Genomic DNA, 25,967 nt, shown 5'->3' on the forward strand with positions numbered 1-25,967 from the left:
ACATCAGCTGTTCCTGACATCTATCCGCCGGAAAAGGGGATTAACCATGAAGAACACTCAAGCACCGCAGAAGCAGGGAGCAGCGATGAAGCCGTTCCTGAAGCTGCTGCATGAAACCAAACCCTCCTACATGCTGCTGGCACTGGCTCTGGGCCTCAGTATGATTTCGACCCTGGTGGGTCTTGTTATTCCAATGTTCACGAAGAACCTGGTCGACGGCTTCTCGCTGGCTTCCGTCAGCAAGCTGCAGATTGCCGGAATTGCCGGAGCTTTCATCGCACAGACCCTTGCCGGCGGTGTCTCGATTTATCTGCTGAATGCGGTCGGGCAGAAGATTGTCGCCGGACTTAGGGACCGGCTGTGGCGCAAATTCCTTGTGCTGCCTGTGTCCTATTACAATGAGAACCGGACAGGTGAAAGCGTCAGCCGGATGACCAATGATACAGGAATTCTCAAGACACTGATCTCGGAGCATCTGGCCAGCCTCTTTACCGGCGTGATCTCCATTGTCGGTTCAATCTCTGTCCTGCTCTTCCTGAACTGGAAAATGACGCTGGTACTGTTCACCGTCCTCCCGCTGTCGGCGCTGATTCTGGTACCGCTGGGCCGGCAGATGTACAAAATATCAAAAGGCACACAGGATGAGACAGCCTCCTTCACCGCCACACTTAGCGGTGTATTGTCTGAAATCCGGCTGGTTAAATCCTCCGGAGCCGAGCAGAAGGAGTATGAGGCCGGACGAAAAGGAATTATGAACCTGCTGTCCTTCGGCATCCGTGAGGGCAAAATCAGTGCGATGATCAGCCCGTTGGTCTCCTTCGTCTTCATGATGCTGCTTGTGGTGATTATCGGCTATGGCGGAATGCAGGTGTCCTCGGGGGTTCTGACCGCCGGTGAGCTGGTGGCCTTCATTCTGTATCTGATCCAGATTATTATGCCGCTGACCCAGCTGACTCAATTCTTCACGCAGCTTCAGAAGGCCAAAGGTGCCTCGGAGCGGATTATCGAGACGCTTGCGGCAGAGGAAGAAGTGTATGAAGGTGTAGAAGAGGCTGGCAGCGGGGAAGGCCCAATCGATGTGGAAGACCTCAGCTTCGGATACAAAACGGGCGAGAAAGTGCTGAACAAGATAAGCTTCACGATGCTGCCGGGCCAGGTGACAGCGATTGTCGGCCCAAGCGGCGGCGGTAAAACGACGCTGTTCTCACTGCTGGAACGATTCTATGAGCCGCAGAGCGGTGTTATCCGGATGGACGGCAAGCCAGTGTCGATGTTCTCGCTGAAATCCTGGCGTAAGCGGATCGGGTATGTCTCGCAGGAAAGTCCGCTGCTGGCCGGAACGATTGCCGAGAATCTGGGATATGGACTGGACCGCGAGATCAGTAAGGAGGAGCTGCAGCGTGCTGCGGCCATGGCATACGCTGACGGCTTCATTGCAGAGCTTCCGGACGGGTACAATACGGACGTCGGCGAACGCGGAGTGAAGCTGTCCGGCGGACAGCGGCAGCGGATCGCCATTGCCAGAGCGCTGCTGCGCGATCCGAAGATTCTCATGCTCGATGAGGCAACGTCCAGTCTGGACAGCCAGTCGGAAGCCGTTGTACAGAAGGCACTGGGCAATCTGATGCAGGGCCGGACCACGATTGTCATTGCCCACAGACTGGCTACAGTCGTCAATGCGGACCAGATTATATTTATGGAAAAGGGCCGGATAACCGGCAAGGGAACACATCAAGAGCTGCTGCGGGATCATGAGCTGTACCGTGAATTTGCCGAGCAGCAGCTGCAGATGAATACGCCGGAGCTTCAGGGCAGTGTGATAGAGGAGGGTTCTACAGGATATGGCCAAAATACTGGTAGTGGACGACGATCCGCACATCCGCGAATTGGTGGGAGTCTTTCTGAGAGCTGAAGGCATGGAAGAAGTGCTGAGTGCCTCCGATGGGCTGGAGGCGCTGCGGCTGCTCGAAGAGACACCGGCCGATCTGGCGATTATTGATGTCATGATGCCGAATATGGACGGCTGGGAGCTGTGCCGGGAGCTGCGCAAGCAGTATGACTTCCCGATCCTGATGCTGACAGCCAAAGGTGAAACCTCACAGATTGTCAAAGGCTTCGAGCTCGGTACAGACGACTATCTGGTCAAGCCGTTCGAGCCGCCCGTACTGATCGCCAGAGTGAAAGCGCTGCTGAAGCGGTACCAAATTTCTGCCGCCCAGAGCGTTACCGTAGGGAGCCTGCGGATGAACCGCAGAACATACGAGGTTGTATCCGAGCATGGCGATGTTACGTTGCCGCTTAAGGAATTTGAACTGCTGTTCAAGTTGGCCAGCTATCCGGGTCAGACGCTGACACGCGACCGGCTGATTGAAGAGATTTGGGGTTATGATTTTGAAGGGAATGAGCGGACGCTGGATGTGCATGTGGGCCGTCTGCGCGAGCGGTTTCCCCGGGATAAATTCGGGTTCGCCATCCGCACAATCCGGGGCCTTGGCTACCGGCTGGAGGGATAAGCATGCTGAGCAGGATTAAGAAAGTATGGAAGATAATCAATGTGATTGCGCCTATAGCCGGCATATTGGCGATGCTCTTTATCTCCTGGAACGGAAGCTATTTCGGCTCAAGGCTGCTGGTCAGGCATTTCGGCTGGTCCTTCTCCGAATACGGGTATCATCTGTTTATTATGGGCATGCAGGTGATTATCTTCTTCTGCGTGGCTGGCGCCATCGCTTTCGCTACCCGTGGGCAGGACCAGAGATTCTATGTGCCGATCCTGACGGCGATGCGGCAGATTTCCAAAGGTGATTTCAAAATCGAACTGGAGAACAGCAGACAGTACAGGCAGTTTGGCGGTATTGTGGAGGGGATTAACGAAATGGCTAACGAGCTTAGCCGGATGGAGACGTTGCGCCAGGATTTCATCTCTAACGTATCGCATGAGATCCAGTCGCCGCTGACCTCCATCCGCGGGTTCGCTGCAGCCCTGCAGGATGACAGCCTCAGTACTGAGAGCAGGAAGCATTACCTGGATATCATTGAAGCGGAGAGCCGCCGCTTGTCCGGCCTGAGCGACAATCTGCTGAAGCTGTCGGCACTGGAGGCAGAGAGCTTCCCGTTCGAGCGGAAGCCCTACAGGCTGGATAAGCAGCTGCAGGAGATGATCCTGGCCTCAGAGCCGCAGTGGCTGGGCAAGGATATTGAGGTAGAGGCAGATCTTGCAGAAACCACCGTGGTTGCGGTAAAAGACCTGCTCAGCCAGGTGTGGACCAACCTGCTGCATAACAGCATCAAGTTCACCCCGCAGGGCGGACGGATTACCGTCTCCTTGCGTATCTCAGAGGAGTGGATTGAAGTGGAGGTGAAGGACAGCGGAATCGGCATTGCCGAAGAGGAGCTGCCGCGGATCTTCGAACGCTTCTATAAAGTGGACAAATCCAGAGGCGTCAGCGGGGGCGGCGGAAGCGGGCTGGGACTGCCGCTGGTGAAGAAAATTGTTGAACTTCACGAAGGCAGCATACAGATAACAAGCCGTCCCGGTGAGGGGACGGCTTCAGTCGTACGTATACCTCTGCAAGTCAGATGAATCCGCCATTGACGCGGAGGGTCTGGCCGGTAATCCACCCGGAGTCTTCTCCGGCCAGGAAGCTGACCACGCCGGCAATATCCTCCGGCTGGCCCAGACGTCCGAAGGCATTGCCCTTCTTCAGCCCTTCCAGTACGGCTTCTGATTTGCCCTCCAGGAACAATTCTGTGGCTACTGGTCCTGGTGCCACCGCATTGATGGTGATGCCTTTGCTGCCGAATTCCTTGGCTAGCTGGCGGGTGAATTGCTCAACCGCACCTTTGGTGCCGGCATAAATACTGTAGGCCGGGAACATCTGGCCGTTGACGGAAGTGGAGAAATTAATAATCCGCCCGCCCTGTTCGAGGTGATAGAAGGCCTGCTGGCAGGAGAAGTAGGTGCCCTTGACGTTGATGGCGAACTGCTTGTCGAATTGCTCCTCAGTAGCTTCTCCGATCAGGGAATTCATCATAATTCCCGCATTGTTGACCAATATATCGATCTTTCCATAGAGCGCCTTGGTCTCCTTGAACAGCTGTTCAATCTGGGCAGGCTTGCTGATGTCTGCCTGCAGGGCAGCGGCTGTTCCGCCGCCCGCCCGAATGGCCGTTACTACGTCATCTGCCTGGGCGGGACTGCTCGAATAGTTGATGATGACGGAAGCTCCCTGCTCCGCCAGCCGCTCAGCGACACTCCGCCCGATTCCTCTCGATGAGCCTGTTACAATAGCCACCTTGCCTTGCAATGATTGTGTCATTAGCAGTTCCTCCTTGGATTTAATGTACGGATAATCCTCTTTCCAGCAGTGTCCAGAGCTGGGCGAATTCCTGCATGATGCCTGGGCTGCGCCACTCATAGGCGTGCGCCGGATGGTGAAAGCGTGCGGTGCCATAGAGGACTGAACGTGCCTGTACCGCCGCCGGGATACTCCGTGATATAAGACCTTGTTCCATGCCCTGGGCAATGAGAAGGTCAATGTGATCGAGAAGCTTCCGGATATGGACTTCAACAAGCGCTGCCGATTCTTCAGTGACGGCTGCATACATTTTGAACATCTCGCTGTCCTGTGCGGCATAATGCTGCTTAAGCTCTACGAGCTTAGCGATATAATCTCCAAGCTGCCCCAAGGCATTATCTGCGGGCATCCCGGCAATTTCGCTTAGGGGAGCCACAATCATCTCCTCCAGCCAGCGTTCCGTCACCGCCTCCCGCAATGCAGCTTTGCTGGGGAAATGCCGGTACAGGGTTCCGTGGCTCACGCCCAGCAGCTTGGCTACATCAGTGACAGAAGCCTTGTCCGGCCCGTATTTGCGCAGGGTTTGTTCAGCGGCATTAAGGATTTCTGTTCTGCTCAAAAAAGAGCTTAATTTATTCACGGGTAACTTCCCCTTCCTGTGCAAGAAGCATAACATAGCGCATGACAAATGACAAATATTTATTATTGTCATTTGTCATGCGCTATTTGTTATCCGCTATTCGTGTGATTCATGGAGCTTCCCTAAGTAGATCTGCCAGCAGGGCGATTCCGCGTTCCAATTCTGCCGGAGAAGCATAAGCGTAAGACAGTCGGAGATGCCCGCGGTCACTACGGTCGTACAGATCGCCTGTATTCAGCAGCAATCCGGCGCGCAGGGCTGCAGTGAACAGCTTGCGCGGAGGCACAGGATGCAGGAGGGACAGCCAGATGTAGAATCCGCCTGCCGGTACATTCCAGGTTGCCAGTCCGGCGCAATGAAGCTGCAGCAGCTCCAGTACAAGATCACGGCGCTCCCGGAGTCTGCCGCGCAGCACCTGCAGATGCTCCTCATGATAGCCGTCCTCAAGCCAACTGGCGGCAGCCAGCTGTGACAGGGAGCTTGCGCCGTAATCGCTCTGCATTTTGATGTCGGCCAGCCGCCGGACTACCGGCTCCGGGCCGACAATCCAGCCGATGCGCAGGCCGGGGCTGGCTGCTTTGGACAGGGTACCCAGATGCAGCACCCTTCCCTCACGGTCCAGCGCCTTCAGCGGCAGTGGAGGCGGTGCATCTAGCCACAGCTCCTGATAGGCGCCATCCTCGAGAATAGGCAGCCCAAGGCTGCCTGTGACCTGCATAAGCTCCCGGCGCCGCCCGGCATCCATCAGAATCCCGGTAGGGTTATGAAAGGAAGGGATACTGTAGAGCATCGCCGCCTTGCTGCGGACAGCCTCAGCTGTAAGATACTCCGGGATCAGGCCGCGTCCGTCCATGGGCAGCCCGCTGAATTTCACGCCGGCAGACTGAAAGGCATGAATCGAATACAGATAGGAAGGCTTCTCCAGCAGGACCGATGAGCCGCGCGGCAGAAGGCCTAGAGCAATAAGCTGGAGTCCCTGAAGTGCCCCGGAGGTGATAAGAATGGAGGCGGGGTCGGCTGCAATGCCGCTTCGGGCCAGCATCCGGCTGACCGCAGCCCGCAGCGCCGGATTGCCGAGCGGTTCCTCATAAGAGAGCGGTGGAAGAATCCGCTGCGAGAGTCCGGCCAGCACCCGGTTCATCGCTGCGCCGGGCAACAGCTCCGGCGCAGGCTCGCCGGTTCCGAGGCGGATCAGACCCGGCTCATATTCGAGCCGGTTGATATCCTGTACGGTAGGCAGGTTGGGATAGTGAATCCCCTCCTCCACATAATCATTCCAGTTGCCCCGGCGCTCCGGTTCTGCCGGAGCTGTGACCATGTTGGATTCACCGGCGGGCCGGATGCCGGAACGTGCATCCGCTACTACTACGGTACCTCCGCCGCGTCTGCCCTCAATCAGGCCCAGTGCTGTCAGCTGGCCCAGCGCCGTGACCACCGTGCTGCGGTTAACACCGAGCATGCGGCAGAGCTCACGCTGCGGAGCCAGCCGCATGCCGGGAGGCCAGGCCCCGCTGCTGATCTTGGCGAGGAAGTAGGCGGATATCTGACTATGAAGCGGCAGCGGGGAAGCCGGGTCCGGCTTCCATGTGCCTTGCAGGACAGAGAGTGAGCCGTCCGGCTCCTTTTCAAGAGCGGCAGGTGCGGGAGCTTCAGGATGACCGGAAGGACCGGCAGCGCTTACCTCTGGATGATCTGGCGGATGCTGATGTGTCAAGGGACCGGCTCCTCTTTTGTGGTTTCTTTTCTTGAGTGTACCATGGTTCATAGTCGTCTATTAAGCTTGGCTGGGTATGAGACGGACAACTTGGATGGTTACGGCAGCCTCTGCACCAGAGTACGATCAGAATGCGTTAACCGGGAAGAAGCAAGAAGCTGTGGAGGCTTGTCCATCCGGCAGCATCACAGTTTATTTGAAGGAGGAAGAAGTTGTGACGGAAGCCATTGTACATGGAATCATTCTGGCGTTCGGGCTTATTCTGCCGCTGGGCGTGCAGAATATATTCGTATTCAATCAAGGGGCACAGCACGCGAGATTCCGCAGTGTGCTGCCTGTAGTTCTGACGGCAGCGGCATGCGATACGCTGCTTATAACCGCAGCAGTAGGCGGTATTTCTCTGGTCATTCTATCGCTGCACTGGGTCACACCCCTTATCTATAGTGCGGGAATCCTGTTTCTCTGCTTCATGGGCTGGAGAATCTGGCGCTCTGCTCCGGCGCAGGAAGAGTCGGGGCGCCTCTCTCCGAAGGGTCAGATGCTGTATGCACTGTCCGTTTCCCTCTTGAATCCGCATGCGCTGCTGGATACGGTGGGCGTCATCGGTACGAGCTCGCTGCAGTATGACGGTATGGTGCGCTGGGCTTTCGCGGCGGCTACGGTAGCCGTCTCCTGGATCTGGTTCCTGGGTCTTGCCGCTGCGGGCCGCCTGCTCGGCAGGATGGATGCCTCCGGTAAAGTGATTAAGAGGCTGAATGCCGCTTCAGCATTATTGATCTGGGCGATCGCCGCCTACATGGGAATACAGCTGTGGAGGAGCTTTTAACGCCAATTTAGCCCTGCAGAGCCCGATTTGGCAACCAGATTGCCAAACTGTTTCGAAAACTTCACACATTCATAATTTATCTGAATCTAGTCTATTGACCATTGGATTATAATCGCCTACTATACAGATATAAACATAAAATTCTAAATTATGGGATTTGGAAAGGTGGTGTTTCCTTGGAGCCTGCAGCCACGATTCGAGATCAGCTAGTGGACTATTTATCAAAGCATGAGCTGTCCATCAATCATTTTGCCATAAGATCCGGCATTAATTCCGGGACATTAAGCCGGATTATTAATGGTCATCAGCCGATTGCCATGAGCCATCTTGAGTTAATTACTGCAGGGATGGGGGTATGCGAGGACTACTTTTACAGTTTATATGTAGATGAATGCTTCTATCATTCGGCACCGACCTGGCGGCGGCTTCGGCCTTTTATTGTAAAGTGTGCAGAGCTTGGGCGCATGGACTGTATCGAGCTGCTGGTGCATAATCTGCTTGATAATCTGACCTATGTTCCCATGTTGTTTGAAGTAGCGGAAGGATTGTTTCAGCAGGGGCATTGGCCGGGGGCGGCACTGCTCTACGAGAATGTAAGCGCCAGCGAGAAATATCAGTACTCCGAACGGCTGGCTATGTGCCAATACCGCCTGTTCCAGATTGCACTTGGAGATGATCAGAGCACGAACCTGCGGGCTGCTACTCTGTTTGAGAGCTACTTCCCGCGCCTGAATGAGGCGGATCAGCTGGATGCGCTGAAAGATTTGATGCATGTCTACTATACAATGCAATTATGGAATAAAGTAAATGAGCTTGCTCTTGAATTACTACGGATTGCTACAATTCAATATGATCTTTATTGTCGCTCGAAACATAAAGAGACGGTGAAGAGCGGAGAAAGACCTTTTTGCTTTTATATATTGTATGCCCATCTAATGCGTTCAAATGTATACGAGGAATATGGAGACTACAAAATGGCTCTTGAACTTGTACCTTTATATTCGGACGTAAATTGGATACATGAAGAAAGTGAGGAGGCGAAGAGGACTGTAGCGCAATTCCAGGAATGGGGCAAGGCTAATACTTATTTGTACCGCTTACTGGCTGGGCAGCTAGAGGTGTTAGCTGAATATGTTAACTATATTTCCTCGCAACAAGGGGAGATCTTCACAGCTTTATTTTATATCGTAAAATCTGCAAATCTGTATAACTGGAATGTAGATTCTATTTTAGAACGTTTCTCTGATTACATGCCCTATAGGATACATCTCAATGAGTTCGGAATGTACAATCAGCAGATTAAGGCTGACCAACATGCCAGATTTCTTGTTGAACTGGGAGTCTATTATCTGCGAAATAAGCGAAGTGAAGGCATTGGATATATCCTAAAAGGTTTAGAATCATCTTCTAAACTTAAGAATGAGAGCATGATCTTCAAATGTGTTGATCTATTCGAGCAGAACAGGCATATTGCTGGAGAAGATGAGCAGAGGCAATACAAAATCCTAATCAGAGAGGTGCGGGATGCAAATGAAAAGAAAACTCCTATTATTGCTAGCCTCATGTAGTATTGTTGTACTGATTGCTATTCCTGAAGCACAGATAGTTGGCGAACCTGTACAACAACAACTGATTCAAACAATGGGACATGGCACGGGCGCCTAGAATCAGCGTCTGCAGTTATACAGTATCGTCTTCGGCGTCTTCTGCTAATGCAGGGACGTCTTTTTTATGGACAATTCCAATTTCGCCAGAGCTTTGTTAATATATTAACTTTTACAGATAATGCAATCAGTCCAATATTTTGTATTTTTACATAAAAATCTATAATATTTCATAAGGAGGCGGGATTTCCATGTATAGTCCGGCAAGTGTCAGAATTCGTATTGAGAGAGCTAGAAGCAAGCTTCATAAGTTGCAAGTCCAATATGGCGGTTTATGTCATCCTGAGGTACTACGGCAATCTGTAGTGCTGGATGAGCTACTTAATTCTTATGATCATACCTACCGGATGAAGAAAAGGCCGCCTGCTTAGCAGTAACTTAAGAGATGAATTGAAACAACAGATAAGTTAGATCTAACATTCTATGGATAAGCGTGTGAAAAGGGTGATAAATACTGTGGAGCATACAGTCAAAATCCGGGACGAAATAGCAGCGTATCTCTTCAAGCATAACCTGTCCATTAATCAGTTTGCTATCATCAGCGGGATACATTCCGGTACACTCAGCCGGGTGATGAAGGGTCAGCAGGCTTTGGCGATGAATCATCTGATCCGTGTTACACGCGGGATGGGGCTTCCCGAGGACTACTTTTACAGTAAGTATGTAGATGAATGTCTGTATGATTCGGCACCAACCTGGCGGCGCCTGCGGCCATTCCTGCTGCAATGTGCGGCGCTGTCACGTCTGGACTGTATTGAGCGGATTATACAGAATTTGCTTGATAATCTGCTCTATGTACCGCTGCTCTTTGAAGTGGCCGAGGAGTTATTCGAGCAAAAGAACTGGCAAGCAGCCTCATTAATCTATGAAAATGTGGGCGCCAGCGAGAAATACCAGCATTCCGAGCGTCTGGCGCTCTGCCAATATCGGTTGTTTCTGATTAATCTGGGAGACGATCCGCACAATAATTTGATAGCAGCTACCTTGTGTGAGGGCTATGTGGGCAGGTTGGATGAGGTCAATCAGCTGGATGCGTTGAAACAGCTGGCCGATACGTATGCCTCACTTCATAAGTGGCAGAAGGTGGGTGAGCTGGCGGAGGAAATGCTCAGGATTGCTTCTCATCTGTACGAGCTGCATAGAATATCAGGCCGTATGCCAAATAATGGACAAGAACATAAAAGACCGTTGTATGCATATATTTTATACGCCCAGCTACTTCGTGCCTATGTATTAGAGCAGTACGGGGAATATAAATCTGCGCTGGAGATTATACCCTTATATATGGATGGAAGCTGGATACGGGAAGACACTGAGGAAGCAAGGCGGATAATCGCCCAATACCAGGAATGGGGAACGGCTAATACCTATCTCTACCGCTTGATGGACGGACAAATCGAAGTGCTGGATGAGTACGTGGAATACATTTCTACCCGGGAAAATGAGATCTTTACGGCACTATTCAAAATTATTGAATCGGCCAACCGTTATAATTGGGATGTGGATCATATCCTGCACAGATTCGCCAATTATATCCCTTACCGCAATTATTCCAGCGTCTTTGGTGAACGCAATATATTGATGCTGAAAGACAGCCATGCCCAGTTCCGCCGCGAGCTGGCGAACTATTATCTGGCCCGCAGACGTTATAAAGGCGGTGACGTAATCATGCAGGGCGTGGACCTGTCCGCCAAAATAGACTGTGAACGTAATGTGATCCGGGGAACTATATCCGTGGATTTTGAGATATCGATTTCGGATATCACTAAACTCGGCTGAGGATTCAGGAATGGCATTCCCTTTGTATATTCATGCAAAACGGCTGAGAGCCCCTCCAGGGAATCTCAGCCGTTTATTTGTTCAACCGGTAATGCCCGCCTGCGGTTAGCCGCCGATCTGTGACATGCGGCGTGCGGTAGGCGTATGGCTCTGCGCTTTACGCTCTAGGGCCAGCGCCATTTCGTGATTATGCGGCTTGTTGCCGAGCGCCTGGCGGACAAGAGCCTGCACCGCAGCTGTATCACTTATCAGTGACCGCACATTATATTCATCCTCCCAGTAAAGGCAGGCTTTGATGTTGCCGTCGGCGGTGAGGCGCAGCCGGTTGCAGTTATCGCAGAAGTGCTCGCTTACCGGATGAATCAGTCCGAAGGTTCCTTTCGCCCCGGTGACACGCCGGTTCTGGGAGGGGCCATTTCCGGAAGGCATATCGGCCTCCTCGGTAGTCCAGCCTGCTTCATTGCAGGCTTCTACTACCGTTTCGAGCGGGAGATAGGTCTGCCGCCAGGCATCGCTTGCACTGCCAATTGGCATATATTCGATGAACCGTACATTCAGCGGGCTGTTCAGCGTCAGGGCGATGAAATCCTTGATCTCATCATCATTAATGCCTTTCATCAGCACAACATTCAGCTTGATCGGTGACAGGCCGGCCGCTTCGGCGGCTTCAATCCCCTTCAGCACTTTGGCGACATCGCCGCCGCGGGTGATCATGGAGAACCGCTCCTGGCGGAGGGAGTCCAGGCTGATGTTCACCCGTGACAAGCCTGCCTGCTTCAGGGCAGCGGCTTTGGCGGGAAGCATCAGACCATTCGTAGTCAACGATATATCTTCAATACCGGGTATAGCGGAGATCATGGATACCAGCTTCTCCAGATCCCTACGGACCAGCGGTTCTCCGCCGGTCAGCCGGACCTTCCGCAGGCCCAGCGGCGCAATTGCTTCCACTACAGCGGTAATTTCCTCATAACTCATAATCTCGTCCTGCGGCTGGAATTGCATTCCTTCCGCAGGCATACAATAAATACAGCGCAGGTTGCAGCGGTCTGTAACCGAAATGCGGATGTAATCATGTATCCGTCCAAAAGGATCGGTCAGCGGCTCCATGGCACTACTCCTTCACCTGTTCAGTTTTATTTTAAATTTTAAAGACTTCATTCCTCTGCGTCAATGTCTAACGCTTCAGCTGGCCCAATTCGCAATTATGGAAGAGGAGGGAATGCATACAGCATAAGAAACGGACAACCTAAATAATATGTGACGGAAGATGAAAGGCGCAGCCTAATTTTGACAAAAGTACGACAATTTCAAGGAATGGTCATAGAATGCTCACCGAAAGCGCTTAACAATTTCGATATAATTTAGGTGCGGAAGATTCAAACTTTATAACCTTTCACTTTTGCGAAGAACACAGCTATGATACCGGAAGGTTCAGGCGGCGACCTCCAGGAAGCCCCGGCGTCCGGCAAACCAATAGGGAGGATTTGCAAAATGACTATACCTACAGTTCCATCACTTGTCGTGCCGGAGGTTTTTAGCCGCTGGCTGGAGAGTCGGGGATTAATATATCAGCTTCTGGTTGATTTCTACGGAAGAAAACCATCGCTCTCACTGGTCGCCCAGTGGAGCCGCAACCGTGAGATGAGCATCGCTGCAGAGATGACCGAAGGCGGACGTGAACTGAAGCGTTACCTGTGCAGCCAGGAGCCAGCAATGCTGCCGGCCATCTGTGAGCAAGAGAAGCTCGAATATAAGCGGCTGATGAATGAGCGTGCTGCCAGTACCCTTGTGGCCCGGGAAGCTGCCCAGTTAGGCCGTGAAGAAGAATTCTGTAACGTACTTTCCGATGTATATGCTTCGGCAGGAATTGTGTTCAAGAAATGCAGCGGGGAAGCTGACGACCATATCGCCATTGAACTGGAATTCATGGCAGTCCTGCATGAACGGATGCTGTACAACAGCTTCTCCATCCGCAGTGCAATGGAGCTTCTGGAGATCCAGGAGAACTTCCTTGAAGATCATCTGCTGAAATGGACACCGCAGTTCTGTGAACGGCTGAACGCAGCGACTGACAGCCCGCTATATCTTGGACTCAGCCACATGCTGGAGGAATTCCTGCCGCAGGATCTGCATATGCTGCGCGCCTGGAAGGCTTCGCTGGAGAGCAGCGCGGCGGAAATGGTCTAAACAGCTGAATAATTAAGGCGTCCTTCCGAAGTGGAAGGGCGCCTTATTTGTTGTTGCTACAGGTTCAGCTTCCTGCCAAGAGGTTACAGTATTGTTGCAATTCAAGTTTCGTATAGGATTCCAGTAGGAAGAAACGGTGTCTTCATGTAATATATAAATGTGTCAGTTTAGTGATGAATGGTAGAACGAGAAGGTAGGTTGCATATGAGAAGAGGACTGCAGGCTTTAGTCATCATAGGGGCTATGCTGGCTTTTTATTACTTTGGGTTTGGTATTTTTGGAAGTACGGCCGGAACGATCATCAGTATTTTTTCCACATTGACGGTTATCTCTATCGGGCTGGGTATCTTCATGGAGAACCGTAACCCTTCTACCACAATGTCCTGGATTCTGCTGCTGGCCTTAATTCCGGTGCTTGGACTTGTTTTCTATTTTCTGTTCGGACAGAATGTGTTCAAACGGCGCAAATATGATAAGAAGGCCCAGCGCGACCTGATGGCCTATGAACGGATTGAGAATGACGCGCTGCGCATGCACCAGGATTGGTCGGTGTTCAGTCCAGGACGCCAGAAGCTGCTGGGATTGTCGCAGAGACTGGGGCGTACGCCGATTTCCTTCAGTTCGGAGACGCGTATCCTGACCAACGGTGAAGAAACCTTCGGGACCCTGCTGCTCGAGCTGCGTCAGGCCCAGCACCATATCCATATGGAATACTATATTTTCCGGGCGGATCATATTGGGACACGCATACAGCAGATTCTGATCGAGAAAGCCCGGGCGGGCGTAGCTGTCCGGTTTATGTATGATGCTGTCGGAAGCATTCAGCTATCCAAGGCCTTCCTTAAGGAGCTCAGTGACGCCGGCGTTCAGGTAGCTGCCTATGGCAACTCGACCTCCTTTTTCTCCAGCCGGGTGAACTACCGGAATCACCGCAAAATTGTCGTCATCGATGGCGATGTCGGATTCATGGGCGGACTTAATGTTGGCGATGAATATTTGAGCCGCAGCAAGACTTACGGCTTTTGGCGGGATACGCATATGCTGCTGAGAGGTGAAGCGGTGCGGACGATGCAGATTATCTTCCTGCAGGACTGGATGCACACCACCGGTGAGAAAATATTGGAGCAGGATTATCTCTCCCCGCAGCTGCGCTTCACGACCGGTGACGGAGCGGTCCAGATTATTGCCAGCGGACCGGATAATGAGCGGCGTGCACTCAAGAATATCTTCTTCTCCATGATTGCCTCGGCCGAAAAGTCGGTCTGGATCGCCAGCCCCTACTTCATCCCCGATGAGGATATTCTGACCGCGCTGCGTGTGGCGGCGATGTCGGGTCTGGATGTCCGTCTGCTGTTCCCGGCCAAGCCGGATAAGTGGATTCCGTTCCTGGCTTCGCATTCCTACTTCCCGGCACTGCTGGAATCCGGGGTGAAGATCTATGAATATGAGAAGGGCTTCATCCACTCGAAGCTGCTGATTGCGGATGGGGAGATTGCTACCATCGGCACAGCCAACATGGATATGCGCAGCTTCCACTTGAACTTCGAGGTGAATGCGCTGCTGCTGCAGACCGAGAGTGTCTCGCGCATTGTCGCAGACTTCGAGCGTGACCTGCTGTCCACACGGCAGATTGTCCATGAGACCTTCATGGATAAAAGGCTGGTGGAGCGGCTGCTGGAATCGGCAGCCCGCCTGATGTCTCCGCTGCTGTAGCCAGGAGAATAGCTAAAAAGACCGCCGGAGGGAGCTGCTGCTCTCTCCGGCGGTCTTTTGTCTGGCATCATCAGAAGGTAGTGAGCCCGAGGCGGGTCTGCATCCGGTAGAGGAGATACTTAATCCACGTAATCTCACTCTGATATTCCTCCAGCGGCAGGCTGTACTCGGCTCCCTCGTTATTCCACAAACGGTTGAAGTAGCTCTCCATTTCAGCATATAGCGGCTGCCCCTGCGGCACGGATACCCAAAGGTTATTCTCCAGATTATAGTCATCCAGATTACGGGCCGTGAAATTCGTTGATCCGCCCAGAACGATGGAGTTGCCGGTCGCCTTGGCGATGAACAACAGCTTGCTGTGATACTGCTCCTTGCCCGTATTGTACCAGCGGATTGCGATATTCCCTTTAGACTTCCGGTTCAGCTCCATCGCAACCGGGCGGTTCGGGATACCGATCTTGTCCCGTCCGAAGGCATTCTGATTGGGATCCAGCAGCAGCCTTACTTCTGCGCCGCGTGCATCAGCTGCCAGCAGGGCATCAATAATTCCGTCGTCCGCCAGATAGAACATACCCATCCAGATGACATCCCCCTGCCCTGCTGCTTGGATATCATCCAGAGCGTACTTGTACACCTTGCCTTCGGTCAAATAGCGGACCTCGAGCTGCGGCTCCCCGGCGGGGAGGGCTTGCTGTTTGAAGTCCGGTGTCCTGCTCAGCAAAGGGCCCGCTCCCGAGAGGTTCGCGGCAGCCTGCTCACTCTGCAGAATGTCAGCCAGAATGGGACCCTGCACCTCCAAGGCAATGTTAGAGTGATAGGCGCTGGCGTCATGCACATTCCCCGAAGAGATCAGCGCGGTGTTCTCACTGAGCACCACTTTACGGTGATTGGCTTTGACATTGAGTAGCTTCAGATACGAACGCGCGGTAATATCGGGTCCTCCGCTGGCCATAAGATTCGGAATCCAGCCCTTGCCGGATTGTCCGAACCACTGAATGAAGGTCCGCCATACAGCGGAGTAGGCCGGGGTCGAGTCACGCAGCGTATCCACATCCGTCATAATAACCTTGATTCCGGCGGCTTTCATCTCTTCCAGCAGATGATTGGGCGCAGAGCTGTAATTCGTATTCACCTCATCGGTAATGAAGGCGATCTCCATCCCGGGATAGGCCGCTTTCTGGGCGATAAGCTTATCAGTAAGCTCCTGGCTGACTGCAGGGAACTGCTGGTCGGTGTGGGTATAGTCATTGAACAGGAACAGGTCGATTACGAGGAATTCTCTGGCTTCTCCAATAATCTGCAGAATTCTCGGGAGAATCTGTTCTTCCCTTGCTTCGGCCCCGTTGCTGTCCTGATAGGTCAAGTCGTGCCAGAAGGCCACATTCTCCACCTTATACGCAGGACTCTCCACGGAAATCCCGGGGGGCAGCGGTTTATGGGTCTGGTAGATCATTACCCCGGCAAGCCATACCAAAAGAAGGATGAAGGCAATCAGTATCTTGGAGCGGCGCAGCATAAACTGCGGTTTGCGCTTGCGGGGTGACGTAATCGCACCGGAAGCTATAATTAGCTGCGACTGTTCGGGCGTAATGGAGCGGCTGCCTTGATTCATGGGATGATCCTCCTGGGTGCTGCGGAGCCAGAGTCCGTAGGTCTTGGCGCCGGCATTGTAACTACCTATTAACGCCCGCTGAGGAGAAGTGAAGCAGTTGACTGCAAAATCATCTGAAAGATTTATTTTTGCTAAAGTCGCCGGATTTATACCGTATCGTTCCTGTAAAGCCGGGTTATACAAGTTCTAATGACATACAGCAGAAGCAAATGTATAATGAGTGTAAATAATTTGTATAAGGTTTGAATCTTCAGAAGTATTCAGTGTAAATAGGAAAAGAGCGTGAGATACATCGTGTATTCCATCAAACAGGTCGTCGAAATGCTCGATATTCCTTCTGTCACTCTGCGGGCGTGGGAGAACAGGTACCAGGCTGTTGTTCCGGAACGTACCGAATCGGGCTACAGGCTGTACAGCCAGGAGAATATCGCGGACCTTCGCTGGTTGAAGGAACAGACGGACAAGCAGGGCATCAGTATTTCCCATGCCGTGCGGATGCTGAAGATGCGTAAGCAGAAACATCTGGATGAACGTTTGAACGCGGCGGGCGGCGATCCCAGAGATGCTATTGACAAAATGAAGCAGCAGATCTATACAGCCTTGCATGAAATCCAGGGCGAGCGGGCGGATGCATTAATTGATTTCGGGTTCTCACTGTACGGCTATGAGACTATGGTATATCAGGTGCTTGTGCCGGTGCTGGTCAAGGTTGGCGACGCCTGGGAAGAAGGAACGGCAACGGTAGCCCAGGAGCATTATATGACGCATATGATCTCTAACCGGCTGTCCCAGTTCTTTCATGTATTCCCCGTTTATGCGCATTTGCCGAAGGTGCTCGCCTTTTGTCCCGCGGGAGAACATCATCAGATAGGGCTGCTGCTGTTCTCGCTTTTCCTGCGTAAGAACGGGGTTGAGGTCATTTATCTGGGGGCCAATACGCCGGAGGAAGGTGTTATGGATATGCTGGAGAAGCAAGGCCGGATCGGGGTGGTCTGCTTGTCCGTTACGGATGAAGAGCTTGTGCCGTACTGTGAAGATTTGCTTGGACGGCTCGGCAGCATGCACCCGGAGCTGCAATTTATTGTCGGCGGCAAAGGATATGGAACGGCCGGTCCAGAGGCCACCAGGGCGACCTATAAGATGGATGAGCCCCCTGAGCAGTGGCAAGCCTGGTTTGACCGGGAGTTTGCCCGAATGAAGCATAGAATATAGCTATTAGAACCGATCGGTCCCCTTTGGGAGCCGGCCGGTTTTTTTTGCTTTTACAGGCTGCGCACTCTAATTATTGGAAGTCGGATTGCAGATATTTACATGACGCCGCAAAGTATGTATGATATTTGTATCATGATTGTATAGTTTTTGTATAATGTTTGAAAAGAGTTATCTGCCTCAAGACAGACAGGTATAAGGAGGAAGGCGCTTGACTGGACCCAAACGTACCGCGAAAGTTGCAATAATAGGCGCTGGACCGGGCGGACTGGCTGCAGCTATGCTGCTGGCCGCCGAAGGCTACGCAGTGGATCTCTATGAGAAGCAGGATACAGTTGGCGGAAGATCGGGAGAGCTCAAGCTGGGCAGCTACCGTTTTGACAGGGGGGCTACCTTTTTGATGATGCCGCATCTGCTGGAGGAGCTGTTCGCCCTGGCAGGACGTTCCGTGCATGATTATGTGTCCTTGAAGCCGCTTGATCCGCTATATTCACTGCATTTCGGAGACACCATATTTACGCCTTCTACGGATCAGGAGCAGACTGCCGGAGAGATTGAGCGGCTGTTTCCCGGCAACGGGAGCGGCTACCGCCGGTTTATGGCCGATGAGGGCGACAAGCTGGAGAGAGTTATTCCCCTGCTGCAGCGTCCGTTTCAATCCCTGGGTGACTATTTGAAAAGAGATGTACTGCACGCGTTGCCTAAGCTGAACGCCGCAGATAACGTATACAACCGGCTGTCCCGGTATTTTGATGATGAACGTCTGCGGTTCTCGTTTACCTTTCAGGCCAAATATTTGGGGATGTCGCCCTGGGAATGTCCCGGTACGTTCACAATCCTGTCCTATATGGAGCACCGTTACGGCTTGTACCATCCGATAGGCGGAATTAACCGTGTCCTTCAGTCGATGTCTGAGGTGATTCAGGAATATGGCGGGCATGTGCACACCTCCAGCGGAGTGAAGCGCATAGTGGTCAAGAACGGGCATGCGGCAGGATTGCTGCTGGAGAACGGGGAGCGGGTGGATGCGGATTACGTTGTGATCGGGGCCGACTTCGGCTCTGCGATGACGCAGCTGTTCGAGCCCGGCATTCTGAAGAAATACACCCCCCGCAAGGTTGCCCGGAAAAGATACTCCTGTTCAACAGCCATGCTCTATCTGGGTGTCGATGGAGAGGTGGAGCTGGGTCATCATTCGGTTCATTTCTCCGCCGATTACCGGCGTAATGTCGAAGAAATCACTAAGCTTGGGGTATTATCCGAAGACCCCTCCATATACGTCCATAATCCTTCGGTTATCGATAAGACGCTGGCGCCTCCGGGCAAGTCTTCACTCTATGTGCTGATGCCGGTGCCTAATCTGAGTGCAGAGATCAACTGGCAGCAGGAGAGTGCCGGGATCCAGGCCAGGATGATGGAGCGCCTGGAGCAGATTACCCAGCTTGCGGGAATAACCGGGCGGGTGGAAGAGAGCTTATTCTTCTCTCCGCTGGACTGGCAGAACAAGCTGAATGTATACAATGGCGCAACCTTTAATCTGGCCCATAATCTGGGGCAAATGATGCATTTGCGGCCGCACAACACCTTCGAGGAGGTGCGGGGCATCTGGCTGGTCGGAGGCGGAACCCATCCGGGCAGCGGCTTGCCGACGATCTTCGAGTCGGCCAAGATCAGTGCGCGGCTGCTGCGGGAGCATGACCAGGCCCAGCGGGGCAGCATCACCGTGCCAGCCGGCGCTCCCGGTGCGGGCGCAGGGGTTCCGCTATGAGCCGCGTAGCCGTTGTGGGCAGCGGGATCGGCGGGCTGACCGCAGCACTGCTGCTTACCCGGCAGGGGCATGAGGTTGTAATGTACGAGCGCGCAGAGCAGGTGGGCGGGCGCGTTGCCTTTGAAGAACAGGACGGCTACCGGATTGACCGCGGGCCTACCATTGTGCTGCTGCCGGAGATGCTTCTGGATATTCTGGAGGAAGGCGGGCTGCCGCGCGGAAGTCTGGAGCTGCTGCGCTGTGATCCGCTTTACCGGGTTCACTTCAGGAGCGGGCGCGTGCTGACCAAATTCGCGGGGGCCGCAGAGCAGGCAGAGGAGATTGACCGGCTTTATCCCGGAGAAGGAAAGGGCTTCCTGCGGTTTATGGAAGATATGTCACACTTGTATCCAAAGGGCAGGGCTTCGTTTCTGGAGAGAGGCTATAAGAACGGGCGCGAATTTTTCAGCCCGGCCAATGTGTCGCTGATGGTCCGTCTGCGGGCGTACCGAAGTCTGCGCTCTGCTGTCGGGCAATATTTCAGGAATGAGGAGCTAAGGGATGCCTTCTCCCTGCAGAGCCTGTATATCGGCGGAGCCCCCTTCCGCACACCGGGAATCTATACGATGCTTCCCTACGCGGAGCATGCCTTCGGCATCTGGATGCTGAAGGGGGGATATGGCACCCTGCCGCAGATCATTGCCCGGGAGCTGGAGGGCCGCGGAGTACAGATTCATACCAGTACAGAGGTTGATTCCCTGAGGGTAGAAGGCGGAAGATGCTGCGGGGTCGTCGTTCAAGGCAGGCAGATAACCTATGATGCCGTGCTGTACAACGGTGACTTCCCGCATATTGAGAAGCTGCTTCCATCCGGATTGTTCAAGCGGGACAAGAATCTAGCCGGAACTACAAATAAGACAAGCGGCGCTACTGATAAACCGATCCGGCACGGCAGCTTCACACCTTCCTCAGGCTGCCTGCTCATCTATGCAGCTGTATCCAAGCGCTGGCCGCAGTCTCAGGTTCACCAGTTCTTCTTGCCGGATAGTCTGGATAGCAGTCTCCATGAGGTGTTTGACCGCGGACGGATCCCAGCGGATTCCTCTTATTATGTGTTCAACCCGGTAGTGCTGGATGACAGTGCGGCTCCTCCCGGAGAAAGTATGCTGTATTTCCTTGTCCCTGTTCCGGCAGCACCGGATAAAGATTGGAATGATATTGCCGAAGCACTGGCCGTCAAGGTGCTCTGGGATGCCGAGAAGCGCGGATTCCCGGGGCTAACCGCCAGTATAGTCTGGCGCAGGCTAAGAACGCCGGCGGATGCCCGTAAGGAAGGGATGTACGGAGGCGGAAGCTTCGGTATTGCCCCGATGTTAAGCCAATCCGGTGTATTCCGGCCCCAGCCGAAGCCTTATCCGCTCCAGGGCCTGTATGCCGCAGGAGCATCCGTCCATCCCGGCGGCGGTGTGCCGATTGTGATGCAGGGAGCCAAGCTGGCAGTTCAAGAGCTGATAAAGGAGATGAGCGGTCATGAATGAAAGGATATTGCAGCAATGTGAAGAACTGATGAAGAAAGGGTCTACTTCCTTTTATAAGGCTTTTAATTATCTGCCAAGTCCCAGACGTGAAGCAGTGCATGTTATTTATGCCTTCTGCCGGATTATTGATGACAGTGTGGATGAGCCCGACAGCTCGCCGTACAGTATTGATGAACTGAGGGCGCATTTCAGGGATCTGGAGGAAGCGGACGGACATTTCATCTGGCCGGCGCTGCGCTGGCTGTTCAGCTGCTTCCCGCAGCTTCAGCACGAGCCCTTTCACCTGCAGATGGAGGGCCAGGTCAGAGATCTCTCCTTCACCCGGTACGAAACGATGGAGCAGCTGAAGAGTTACTGCTATCTTGTAGCGGGGACCGTAGGGGAAATGCTGCTGCCTGTTCTGCGGGATGATCAGAATGAAGCGGCACGTGACGCAGGGATATCTCTGGGCATTGGCATGCAACTGGTGAATATCATCCGTGATGTAGGCGAGGACCTGCAGAGAGACCGGAGATATCTGCCGCTTGAGGTTATGGAGAGGCATGGTTACAGCCAGCAGGAGCTGGAAGCCGGAGAGGTTAATGAGCCATTTATCGCTGTGCTTCAGGAGCTCAGAGCGGAGGCACTGCACTGGTTTGAAAAGGGCCTGGAGAATGTGCATACGTATCCTTGGGAGAGCGGTATGGCAATTGAACTCGCTGCCGCCTTCTATGCCGCCATTCTTGATGCGGTAGAGGCTGACGGCTATGACGTATTCCACAAGCGGTCTTTTGTCAGCGATGAAGCCAAGCTCAAGCTGTTCCGGCGTACGGTAGTGCGCTATACCGGTATTGAAACCGTGGTGGTGTAATCATGATCAGAACCCTATTTTGGATCTGGTATGGAGTCGGCGCTCTGCTGCTGATCTGGTTGGGGATTCCGGAAAGTCTGAGCTTTTCCAATGGTTTGTTTCTAGTCTTATATGCTGCATATGCTGCGCATGTATTATCTTCCGGGCAGGCTTTGCCTTTCATGTCTGACTGGTCAGTCATAGCTGTGGAACGCCGCCGTAACCTTTCCATGTGGCGTGCTGCAGGTCTGATCTGGATGGGAGGAATGGCTGTCGAATGGGTCGGCGTTCATTCAGGCCGGTTGTTCGGCGAATATCACTATTCTACGGTGCTCGGACCTTTGTTGTTTGGCGTGCCTGTTACGCTGGGCTTCGCCTGGATCGCTGTCGTCTGTAATGCCGTACTTATCAGCTATGATTTCGGGCAGCGCGGCTTGCGCCTGCTGCTGCTGCGGGCCGTTCAGGTCGGCTTCTGGACGGTGCTTCTGGATCTGGTGCTTGATCCCGTTGCCCATGCCAGAAACTTCTGGCACTGGGAGGGCGGCGGCGGCTTCTATCATGTGCCTTGGAGCAATTTCGGGGGCTGGCTGATTGCCGGCGCTGCCTTGTCCATGCTGCTGCCGGCTGTGCCGGTTACCTGCCTGACGGCCCGCCGCGGTACCCGTCTGTATCAGGCGATTCTGATTCTGTTCGGTCTTATCAGTCTTACAGAGGGTCTGCCGTTCTGTGCAGTGATAGCCGGAGCAGGCATTGCTCTGGCGGAAGGGAGCTTGCGTTATGCTGGAAGCCGTCAAGTCGGGAAGCTTTGACCGCTTGTTCTACCGCTATAATTCACTTTATCTGCTGCGCAGGCATTTCCATTCCATCGGAATATGCGGGGAGTTGCAGCCTGCAGCAGCCGCAGGTAGAGGTATTCTCTATCTCATGAATCACAGTTCCTGGTGGGATGGTCTGCTCGCCTATCATGCGGCAGGGAAACTGGCCGGAAGCAGGCACTACTTCATGATGGAAGAGGAGCAGTTGCGCAAATATGCCTTCTTCCGGAAGCTTGGCGCCTATTCCATTAACTCCGCCGGTACGGGAGACTTGCGGGCTTCATTGCGTTATACAGCAGGGTTGCTGCAGGCGGGAGAGAGCGTCTGGATGTATCCGGAAGGTGAGATCCTGCCACTGGAGCATCGTCCGCTGATTCTGAGAGAGGGGGCAGCGCTTGTTCTGCGTCTCAGTCCGCTGACTGCGGTAGTGCCGGTAACGCTATATCATGGCCTGTTCCGCCATACCAAACCGGAAGCGACACTACTGGCCGGAACCCCGCAGCTGCTGCCTTGGGCCGACATGGACCGCTCAGACATTGCCCGCAGCCTGGAGGCTGCACTCGGTGAACAACTGGAGGCACACCGCAATCAGATTCTTAATCATAAAGGTCACATGCCGGAGGAATTCAGGCCGCTTCTGAAGAGAGGAAGATCCACGAATGAATGGCTTGACATGCTAAGGCCGGGCAGGAGGAAGCGATGATCACGGTCTTACAGATCATATCGGTTGTGCTGCTGCTCCAGCTGCTGTTTGCCGTGTGGAATGCAGCGCAGCTTCCTAAGCTGGGGGGTGGGCCGGGCCAAGGGGATTCAGAATTACATCGGGTGCCGGCAGCATCAGCAGTACGGCGCCTGTCCGTGCTGATCCCCGCACGGAATGAAGCGGATAATATTGCGGACTGCCTTTCCTCTGTACTGGCTTGCAGCTCCAGCGGAAGGGAAGTGGAAGTAAGAGTGCTGGATGATTCTTCGACAGACGGCACAGGAGCGATTGCCGCTGCCATCCTTGGAGACAGGGCAAGTGTTCTGCAAGGACGGGAGCTGCCGGAAGGCTGGCTGGGCAAATCCCATGCCTGTGCCCAACTGGCGGAGGCGGCAGAGGGTGACTGGCTGCTGTTTCTGGATGCGGATGTCCGGTTGCAGCCGCTGGCTCTGGAGGCGGCCCTCTCTGCGGCCGAAGCTCAAGCCGGCGGCATGGTTACAGGATTTCCCCGCCAGGTTACCGGCTCATGGCTGGAGCGGCTGGTGGTTCCCCTGATGGTCTTCACGATCATCTGCCACCTGCCGGTCCCGCTTGTCCGCGGTTCAAGAGACCCGCGTTTTGTTGCGGCACATGGGGGCTTCATCCTGATCCACCGGGATACTTATACCCGCTGCGGCGGGCATGAATCGATCCGTGGTGAACTGGTCGATGATATGGCTCTGGCCCGTGCGGTGAAGCTGGCGGGAGAACCGGTGACCCTCGCAGATATCACCGGTCATGCTTCAATGCGGATGTATCACAATGCCAGAGAAGTGTGGAACGGCTACCGCAAGAATATCTTTGCCGGTATCGGCCGCAGCCCCGTGCTTCTGCTGGCTGTGCTTACGATGTATTTATCACTCTATATGCTGCCGGTTGCGGCAGTCTTATACTATTGCATGACCGGGCAGCCTTCATCAGCAGTTATGCCGGCTGTTGCAGTGCTGGCCGGTATCGCCATCAAGCGGACCAGTGATGCGGCAGGCAGGCAGCCGGTCTGGTTCTGTTTGCTTTTGCCGGCCGGTATACTCTGCTTGTCCTTAATTGCCGTGGCATCCTGGCGCGGAGGCCGGTCCCGCGGGGGCTACGAATGGAAAGGTAGGCGTTATTTATGAAACCGAAGGCTGTGATTATAGGTGCCGGATTCGGAGGGCTGTCCTGTGCGGTAACACTAGCCGTCAAAGGCTGGGAAGTAACCGTGCTGGAACGGCAGCAGCAGCCGGGCGGCAAGCTGCAGCGTGTCGAAGCGGGAGGATACATGTTCGACCGTGGCCCGAGCACCATTACGATGCCGCATGTCTTCCGTTCGTTGTATGAGCTTGCCGGGACCCGCATGGAGGAGTATGTCCAGCTGTATGAACTGGAGCCGCGAACCCGCAATGTATTTACTGACGGCTCAATCGTTGATTTCTCCCGCAATATCGGGGCTATGCAGGAGCAAATTGCGTCTTATAGTCCTGAAGATGCTGTGCGTTATCCAGACTTTCTGGCCGAGGCCTCGCGTCTATACGAGCTCAGCGGGCAGCAGTTCCTGAACAGGCTGCTGCTGTCCTGGCGGGACAAATTATCGCCGTCTCTTGTACGGGACCTGCTGCGCGTCAGGCCTTTTCTAAATCTGCACGCCCTGCTGCTCCGTTATTTCAGTCATCCGAACACCCTGGCTATGCTGGGACGTTATGCCACATATGTCGGTTCCTCGCCGTATCGTGCGCCTTCGATATTTGCGATGCTTGGACATCTGGAGATCAGGGAAGGGGTCTACGGTGTCAGGGGAGGGACCTATGAGCTGGTCAAAGGCTTAACTACACTTGCCCGGGAACTTGGCGTACAGCTGATTACAGGCACCGAGGTTACGGGGATTTCGGTAGTTTCCGGCGCTGTGGAAGGTGTGGATACGGCTCAAGGGTTCTATCCGGCCAAGACTGTTATAGCCGGCGGTGATGTGCTGAGCATCAACCGTATGCTGCTGCCCGAAGAGAACCGTCCGGGCATGACAGACCGCAAGATTGAAGCCTACGAGCCGTCCTTGTCCGGGCTGGTGACACTGGCGGGAGTGCCGCGCAGATATGATACCCTGCTGCACCATACGGTTTTTTTTCCTGAGAATTATGAACAGGAATTCAAGGATATCTTTGAGCATAAACGTCCTCCGCAGCAGCCTGCGGTCTATGTATGCCACTCGGGTTATTCCGAGCCTGAGCTGGCGCCGCCGGGCGGCAGCAATCTTTTTATACTGGCCAATGCGCCGTATCTGAGCGCTGCCTGTGAATGGAATGAAGAAACCGCTGATTACGGGGAACGTGTGCTGTCCGTGCTCGAGGGCCATGGAATTACAGGGTTATCCCAAGCGGATGTCCTGCAGCGTTATACCCCCCGGGATATCGCTGACGATACTCTCGCCCACCGGGGGGCCATTTACGGGATATCCTCCAATTCAGCGCGGCAGACCTTCTCCCGCCCGGGGAACCGCTCCAGAGATGTTAAGGGGCTCTGGTACGTCGGCGGAACTACGCATCCCGGAGGAGGGACGCCGGTTGTATCCTTGTCCGGAAGGCTGGTGGGTGAGTATATTGCCGGCCGTCAATAAAAGACAGAAGGAATCCGCCCGTGTCAACTGCCGGGCGGTGTTGTGCTATAATGAAATGTACTTGTGC

The 25,967-nt window shown here is 53.9% G+C and carries 22 protein-coding genes; 17 read left to right on the forward strand and 5 right to left on the reverse strand.

Going from position 1 to position 25,967, the window contains the following annotated elements; translation table 11 throughout:
* Window positions 1-46: 46 nt before the first annotated feature.
* The 3 genes from MKZ24_RS06765 to MKZ24_RS06775 are packed head-to-tail and all read left to right on the forward strand — an operon-like array spanning window position 47 to window position 3,583.
* The gene (locus MKZ24_RS06765; protein ID WP_340781787.1) at window positions 47-1,912 is read left to right on the forward strand and encodes an ABC transporter ATP-binding protein; all 1,866 of its coding nucleotides are present in this window, start codon (window positions 47-49) and stop codon (window positions 1,910-1,912) included.
* Window positions 1,842-2,513: a response regulator transcription factor gene (locus MKZ24_RS06770; RefSeq protein ID WP_042240366.1), complete on the forward strand. Its 672-nt coding sequence runs from the start codon at window positions 1,842-1,844 to the stop codon at window positions 2,511-2,513. The genes MKZ24_RS06765 and MKZ24_RS06770 overlap by 71 nt, the downstream gene beginning before the upstream one ends.
* 2 nt (window positions 2,514-2,515) lie before the next feature.
* Window positions 2,516-3,583, forward strand: a complete 1,068-nt coding sequence (locus MKZ24_RS06775; RefSeq protein WP_340781788.1) for a sensor histidine kinase — start codon at window positions 2,516-2,518, stop codon at window positions 3,581-3,583.
* Here MKZ24_RS06775 and MKZ24_RS06780 read toward each other — a convergent pair.
* The 3 genes from MKZ24_RS06780 to MKZ24_RS06790 form a co-directional block, all read right to left on the reverse strand.
* Window positions 3,576-4,319 (reverse strand): SDR family oxidoreductase, encoded by a 744-nt coding sequence (locus MKZ24_RS06780; RefSeq protein ID WP_340781789.1) that lies wholly within the window; start codon window positions 4,317-4,319, stop codon window positions 3,576-3,578. The two genes, MKZ24_RS06775 and MKZ24_RS06780, sit on opposite strands and share 8 nt — an antisense overlap.
* Window positions 4,320-4,338: 19 nt before the next feature.
* Window positions 4,339-4,938 (reverse strand): TetR/AcrR family transcriptional regulator, encoded by a 600-nt coding sequence (locus tag MKZ24_RS06785; RefSeq protein WP_340781792.1) that lies wholly within the window; start codon window positions 4,936-4,938, stop codon window positions 4,339-4,341.
* Between the two features lie 109 nt (window positions 4,939-5,047).
* A complete protein-coding gene (locus tag MKZ24_RS06790) occupies window positions 5,048-6,535 on the reverse strand; it encodes an aminotransferase-like domain-containing protein (protein WP_445324186.1) in 1,488 nt (495 codons plus the stop codon).
* A gap of 331 nt (window positions 6,536-6,866) precedes the next feature.
* On the opposite strand from MKZ24_RS06790, the gene MKZ24_RS06795 reads away from it, so the two are divergent.
* The 4 genes from MKZ24_RS06795 to MKZ24_RS06810 all read left to right on the forward strand — a co-directional run bounded on the left by MKZ24_RS06795 (window position 6,867) and on the right by MKZ24_RS06810 (window position 10,921).
* Window positions 6,867-7,478: a LysE/ArgO family amino acid transporter gene (locus tag MKZ24_RS06795; RefSeq protein ID WP_042243688.1), complete on the forward strand. Its 612-nt coding sequence runs from the start codon at window positions 6,867-6,869 to the stop codon at window positions 7,476-7,478.
* Between the two features lie 176 nt (window positions 7,479-7,654).
* Complete coding sequence (locus MKZ24_RS06800; protein WP_197073003.1) at window positions 7,655-9,046, forward strand: helix-turn-helix transcriptional regulator; 1,392 nt, start codon at window positions 7,655-7,657, stop codon at window positions 9,044-9,046.
* Window positions 9,047-9,333: 287 nt separating this feature from the next.
* Window positions 9,334-9,513, forward strand: coding sequence for an aspartyl-phosphate phosphatase Spo0E family protein (locus MKZ24_RS06805; protein ID WP_042240357.1), 180 nt, complete (start codon window positions 9,334-9,336; stop codon window positions 9,511-9,513).
* 85 nt (window positions 9,514-9,598) lie between these two features.
* Window positions 9,599-10,921, forward strand: a complete 1,323-nt coding sequence (locus MKZ24_RS06810) for a helix-turn-helix domain-containing protein (protein WP_052416772.1) — start codon at window positions 9,599-9,601, stop codon at window positions 10,919-10,921.
* A 105-nt stretch (window positions 10,922-11,026) separates the two neighbouring features.
* Here the strand turns inward: MKZ24_RS06810 and moaA are convergent, their stop codons facing one another.
* Window positions 11,027-12,028 (reverse strand): GTP 3',8-cyclase MoaA, encoded by a 1,002-nt coding sequence (moaA, locus tag MKZ24_RS06815; protein WP_340781795.1) that lies wholly within the window; start codon window positions 12,026-12,028, stop codon window positions 11,027-11,029.
* Window positions 12,029-12,412: 384 nt separating this feature from the next.
* On the opposite strand from moaA, the gene MKZ24_RS06820 reads away from it, so the two are divergent.
* Together MKZ24_RS06820 and cls are read left to right on the forward strand one after the other, a co-directional pair.
* Window positions 12,413-13,108, forward strand: coding sequence for a TorD/DmsD family molecular chaperone (locus tag MKZ24_RS06820; protein ID WP_042240353.1), 696 nt, complete (start codon window positions 12,413-12,415; stop codon window positions 13,106-13,108).
* A gap of 204 nt (window positions 13,109-13,312) precedes the next feature.
* Window positions 13,313-14,821: a cardiolipin synthase gene (gene cls / locus MKZ24_RS06825; RefSeq protein ID WP_042240349.1), complete on the forward strand. Its 1,509-nt coding sequence runs from the start codon at window positions 13,313-13,315 to the stop codon at window positions 14,819-14,821.
* A gap of 70 nt (window positions 14,822-14,891) precedes the next feature.
* Here the strand turns inward: cls and MKZ24_RS06830 are convergent, their stop codons facing one another.
* Complete coding sequence (locus MKZ24_RS06830) at window positions 14,892-16,433, reverse strand: phospholipase D family protein (protein WP_445324150.1); 1,542 nt, start codon at window positions 16,431-16,433, stop codon at window positions 14,892-14,894.
* Window positions 16,434-16,715: 282 nt separating this feature from the next.
* Here MKZ24_RS06830 and MKZ24_RS06835 point away from each other — a divergent pair, with 282 nt between their 5' ends.
* The 8 genes from MKZ24_RS06835 to MKZ24_RS06870 all read left to right on the forward strand — a co-directional run bounded on the left by MKZ24_RS06835 (window position 16,716) and on the right by MKZ24_RS06870 (window position 25,900).
* Window positions 16,716-17,645 carry a MerR family transcriptional regulator gene (locus tag MKZ24_RS06835; RefSeq protein ID WP_231637740.1) on the forward strand — a complete coding sequence of 310 codons (930 nt, stop codon included), beginning with the start codon at window positions 16,716-16,718 and terminating at the stop codon, window positions 17,643-17,645.
* 208 nt (window positions 17,646-17,853) lie between these two features.
* The gene (locus MKZ24_RS06840; protein WP_340781797.1) at window positions 17,854-19,410 is read left to right on the forward strand and encodes a phytoene desaturase family protein; all 1,557 of its coding nucleotides are present in this window, start codon (window positions 17,854-17,856) and stop codon (window positions 19,408-19,410) included.
* The gene (locus MKZ24_RS06845; protein WP_340781798.1) at window positions 19,407-20,927 is read left to right on the forward strand and encodes a phytoene desaturase family protein; all 1,521 of its coding nucleotides are present in this window, start codon (window positions 19,407-19,409) and stop codon (window positions 20,925-20,927) included. The genes MKZ24_RS06840 and MKZ24_RS06845 overlap by 4 nt, the downstream gene beginning before the upstream one ends.
* Window positions 20,920-21,777 carry a phytoene/squalene synthase family protein gene (locus MKZ24_RS06850; RefSeq protein WP_042240338.1) on the forward strand — a complete coding sequence of 286 codons (858 nt, stop codon included), beginning with the start codon at window positions 20,920-20,922 and terminating at the stop codon, window positions 21,775-21,777. The genes MKZ24_RS06845 and MKZ24_RS06850 overlap by 8 nt, the downstream gene beginning before the upstream one ends.
* 2 nt (window positions 21,778-21,779) lie before the next feature.
* Window positions 21,780-22,565 carry a carotenoid biosynthesis protein gene (locus tag MKZ24_RS06855; protein ID WP_042240337.1) on the forward strand — a complete coding sequence of 262 codons (786 nt, stop codon included), beginning with the start codon at window positions 21,780-21,782 and terminating at the stop codon, window positions 22,563-22,565.
* On the forward strand, window positions 22,534-23,274 hold the full coding sequence (locus MKZ24_RS06860) for a lysophospholipid acyltransferase family protein (RefSeq protein ID WP_340781799.1): 741 nt from the start codon (window positions 22,534-22,536) through the stop codon (window positions 23,272-23,274). Before MKZ24_RS06855 ends, MKZ24_RS06860 begins: the two co-directional genes overlap by 32 nt.
* Entirely contained in the window at window positions 23,271-24,428 is a 1,158-nt protein-coding gene (locus MKZ24_RS06865; protein WP_340781800.1) for a glycosyltransferase, read from the forward strand. The genes MKZ24_RS06860 and MKZ24_RS06865 overlap by 4 nt, the downstream gene beginning before the upstream one ends.
* The gene (locus MKZ24_RS06870) at window positions 24,425-25,900 is read left to right on the forward strand and encodes a phytoene desaturase family protein (protein WP_042240325.1); all 1,476 of its coding nucleotides are present in this window, start codon (window positions 24,425-24,427) and stop codon (window positions 25,898-25,900) included. The genes MKZ24_RS06865 and MKZ24_RS06870 overlap by 4 nt, the downstream gene beginning before the upstream one ends.
* The last annotated feature ends 67 nt before the right edge of the window (window positions 25,901-25,967 follow it).

The organism is Paenibacillus sp. FSL R7-0297 (assembly GCF_038009025.1).
Lineage (GTDB): Bacteria > Bacillota > Bacilli > Paenibacillales > Paenibacillaceae > Paenibacillus_AQ.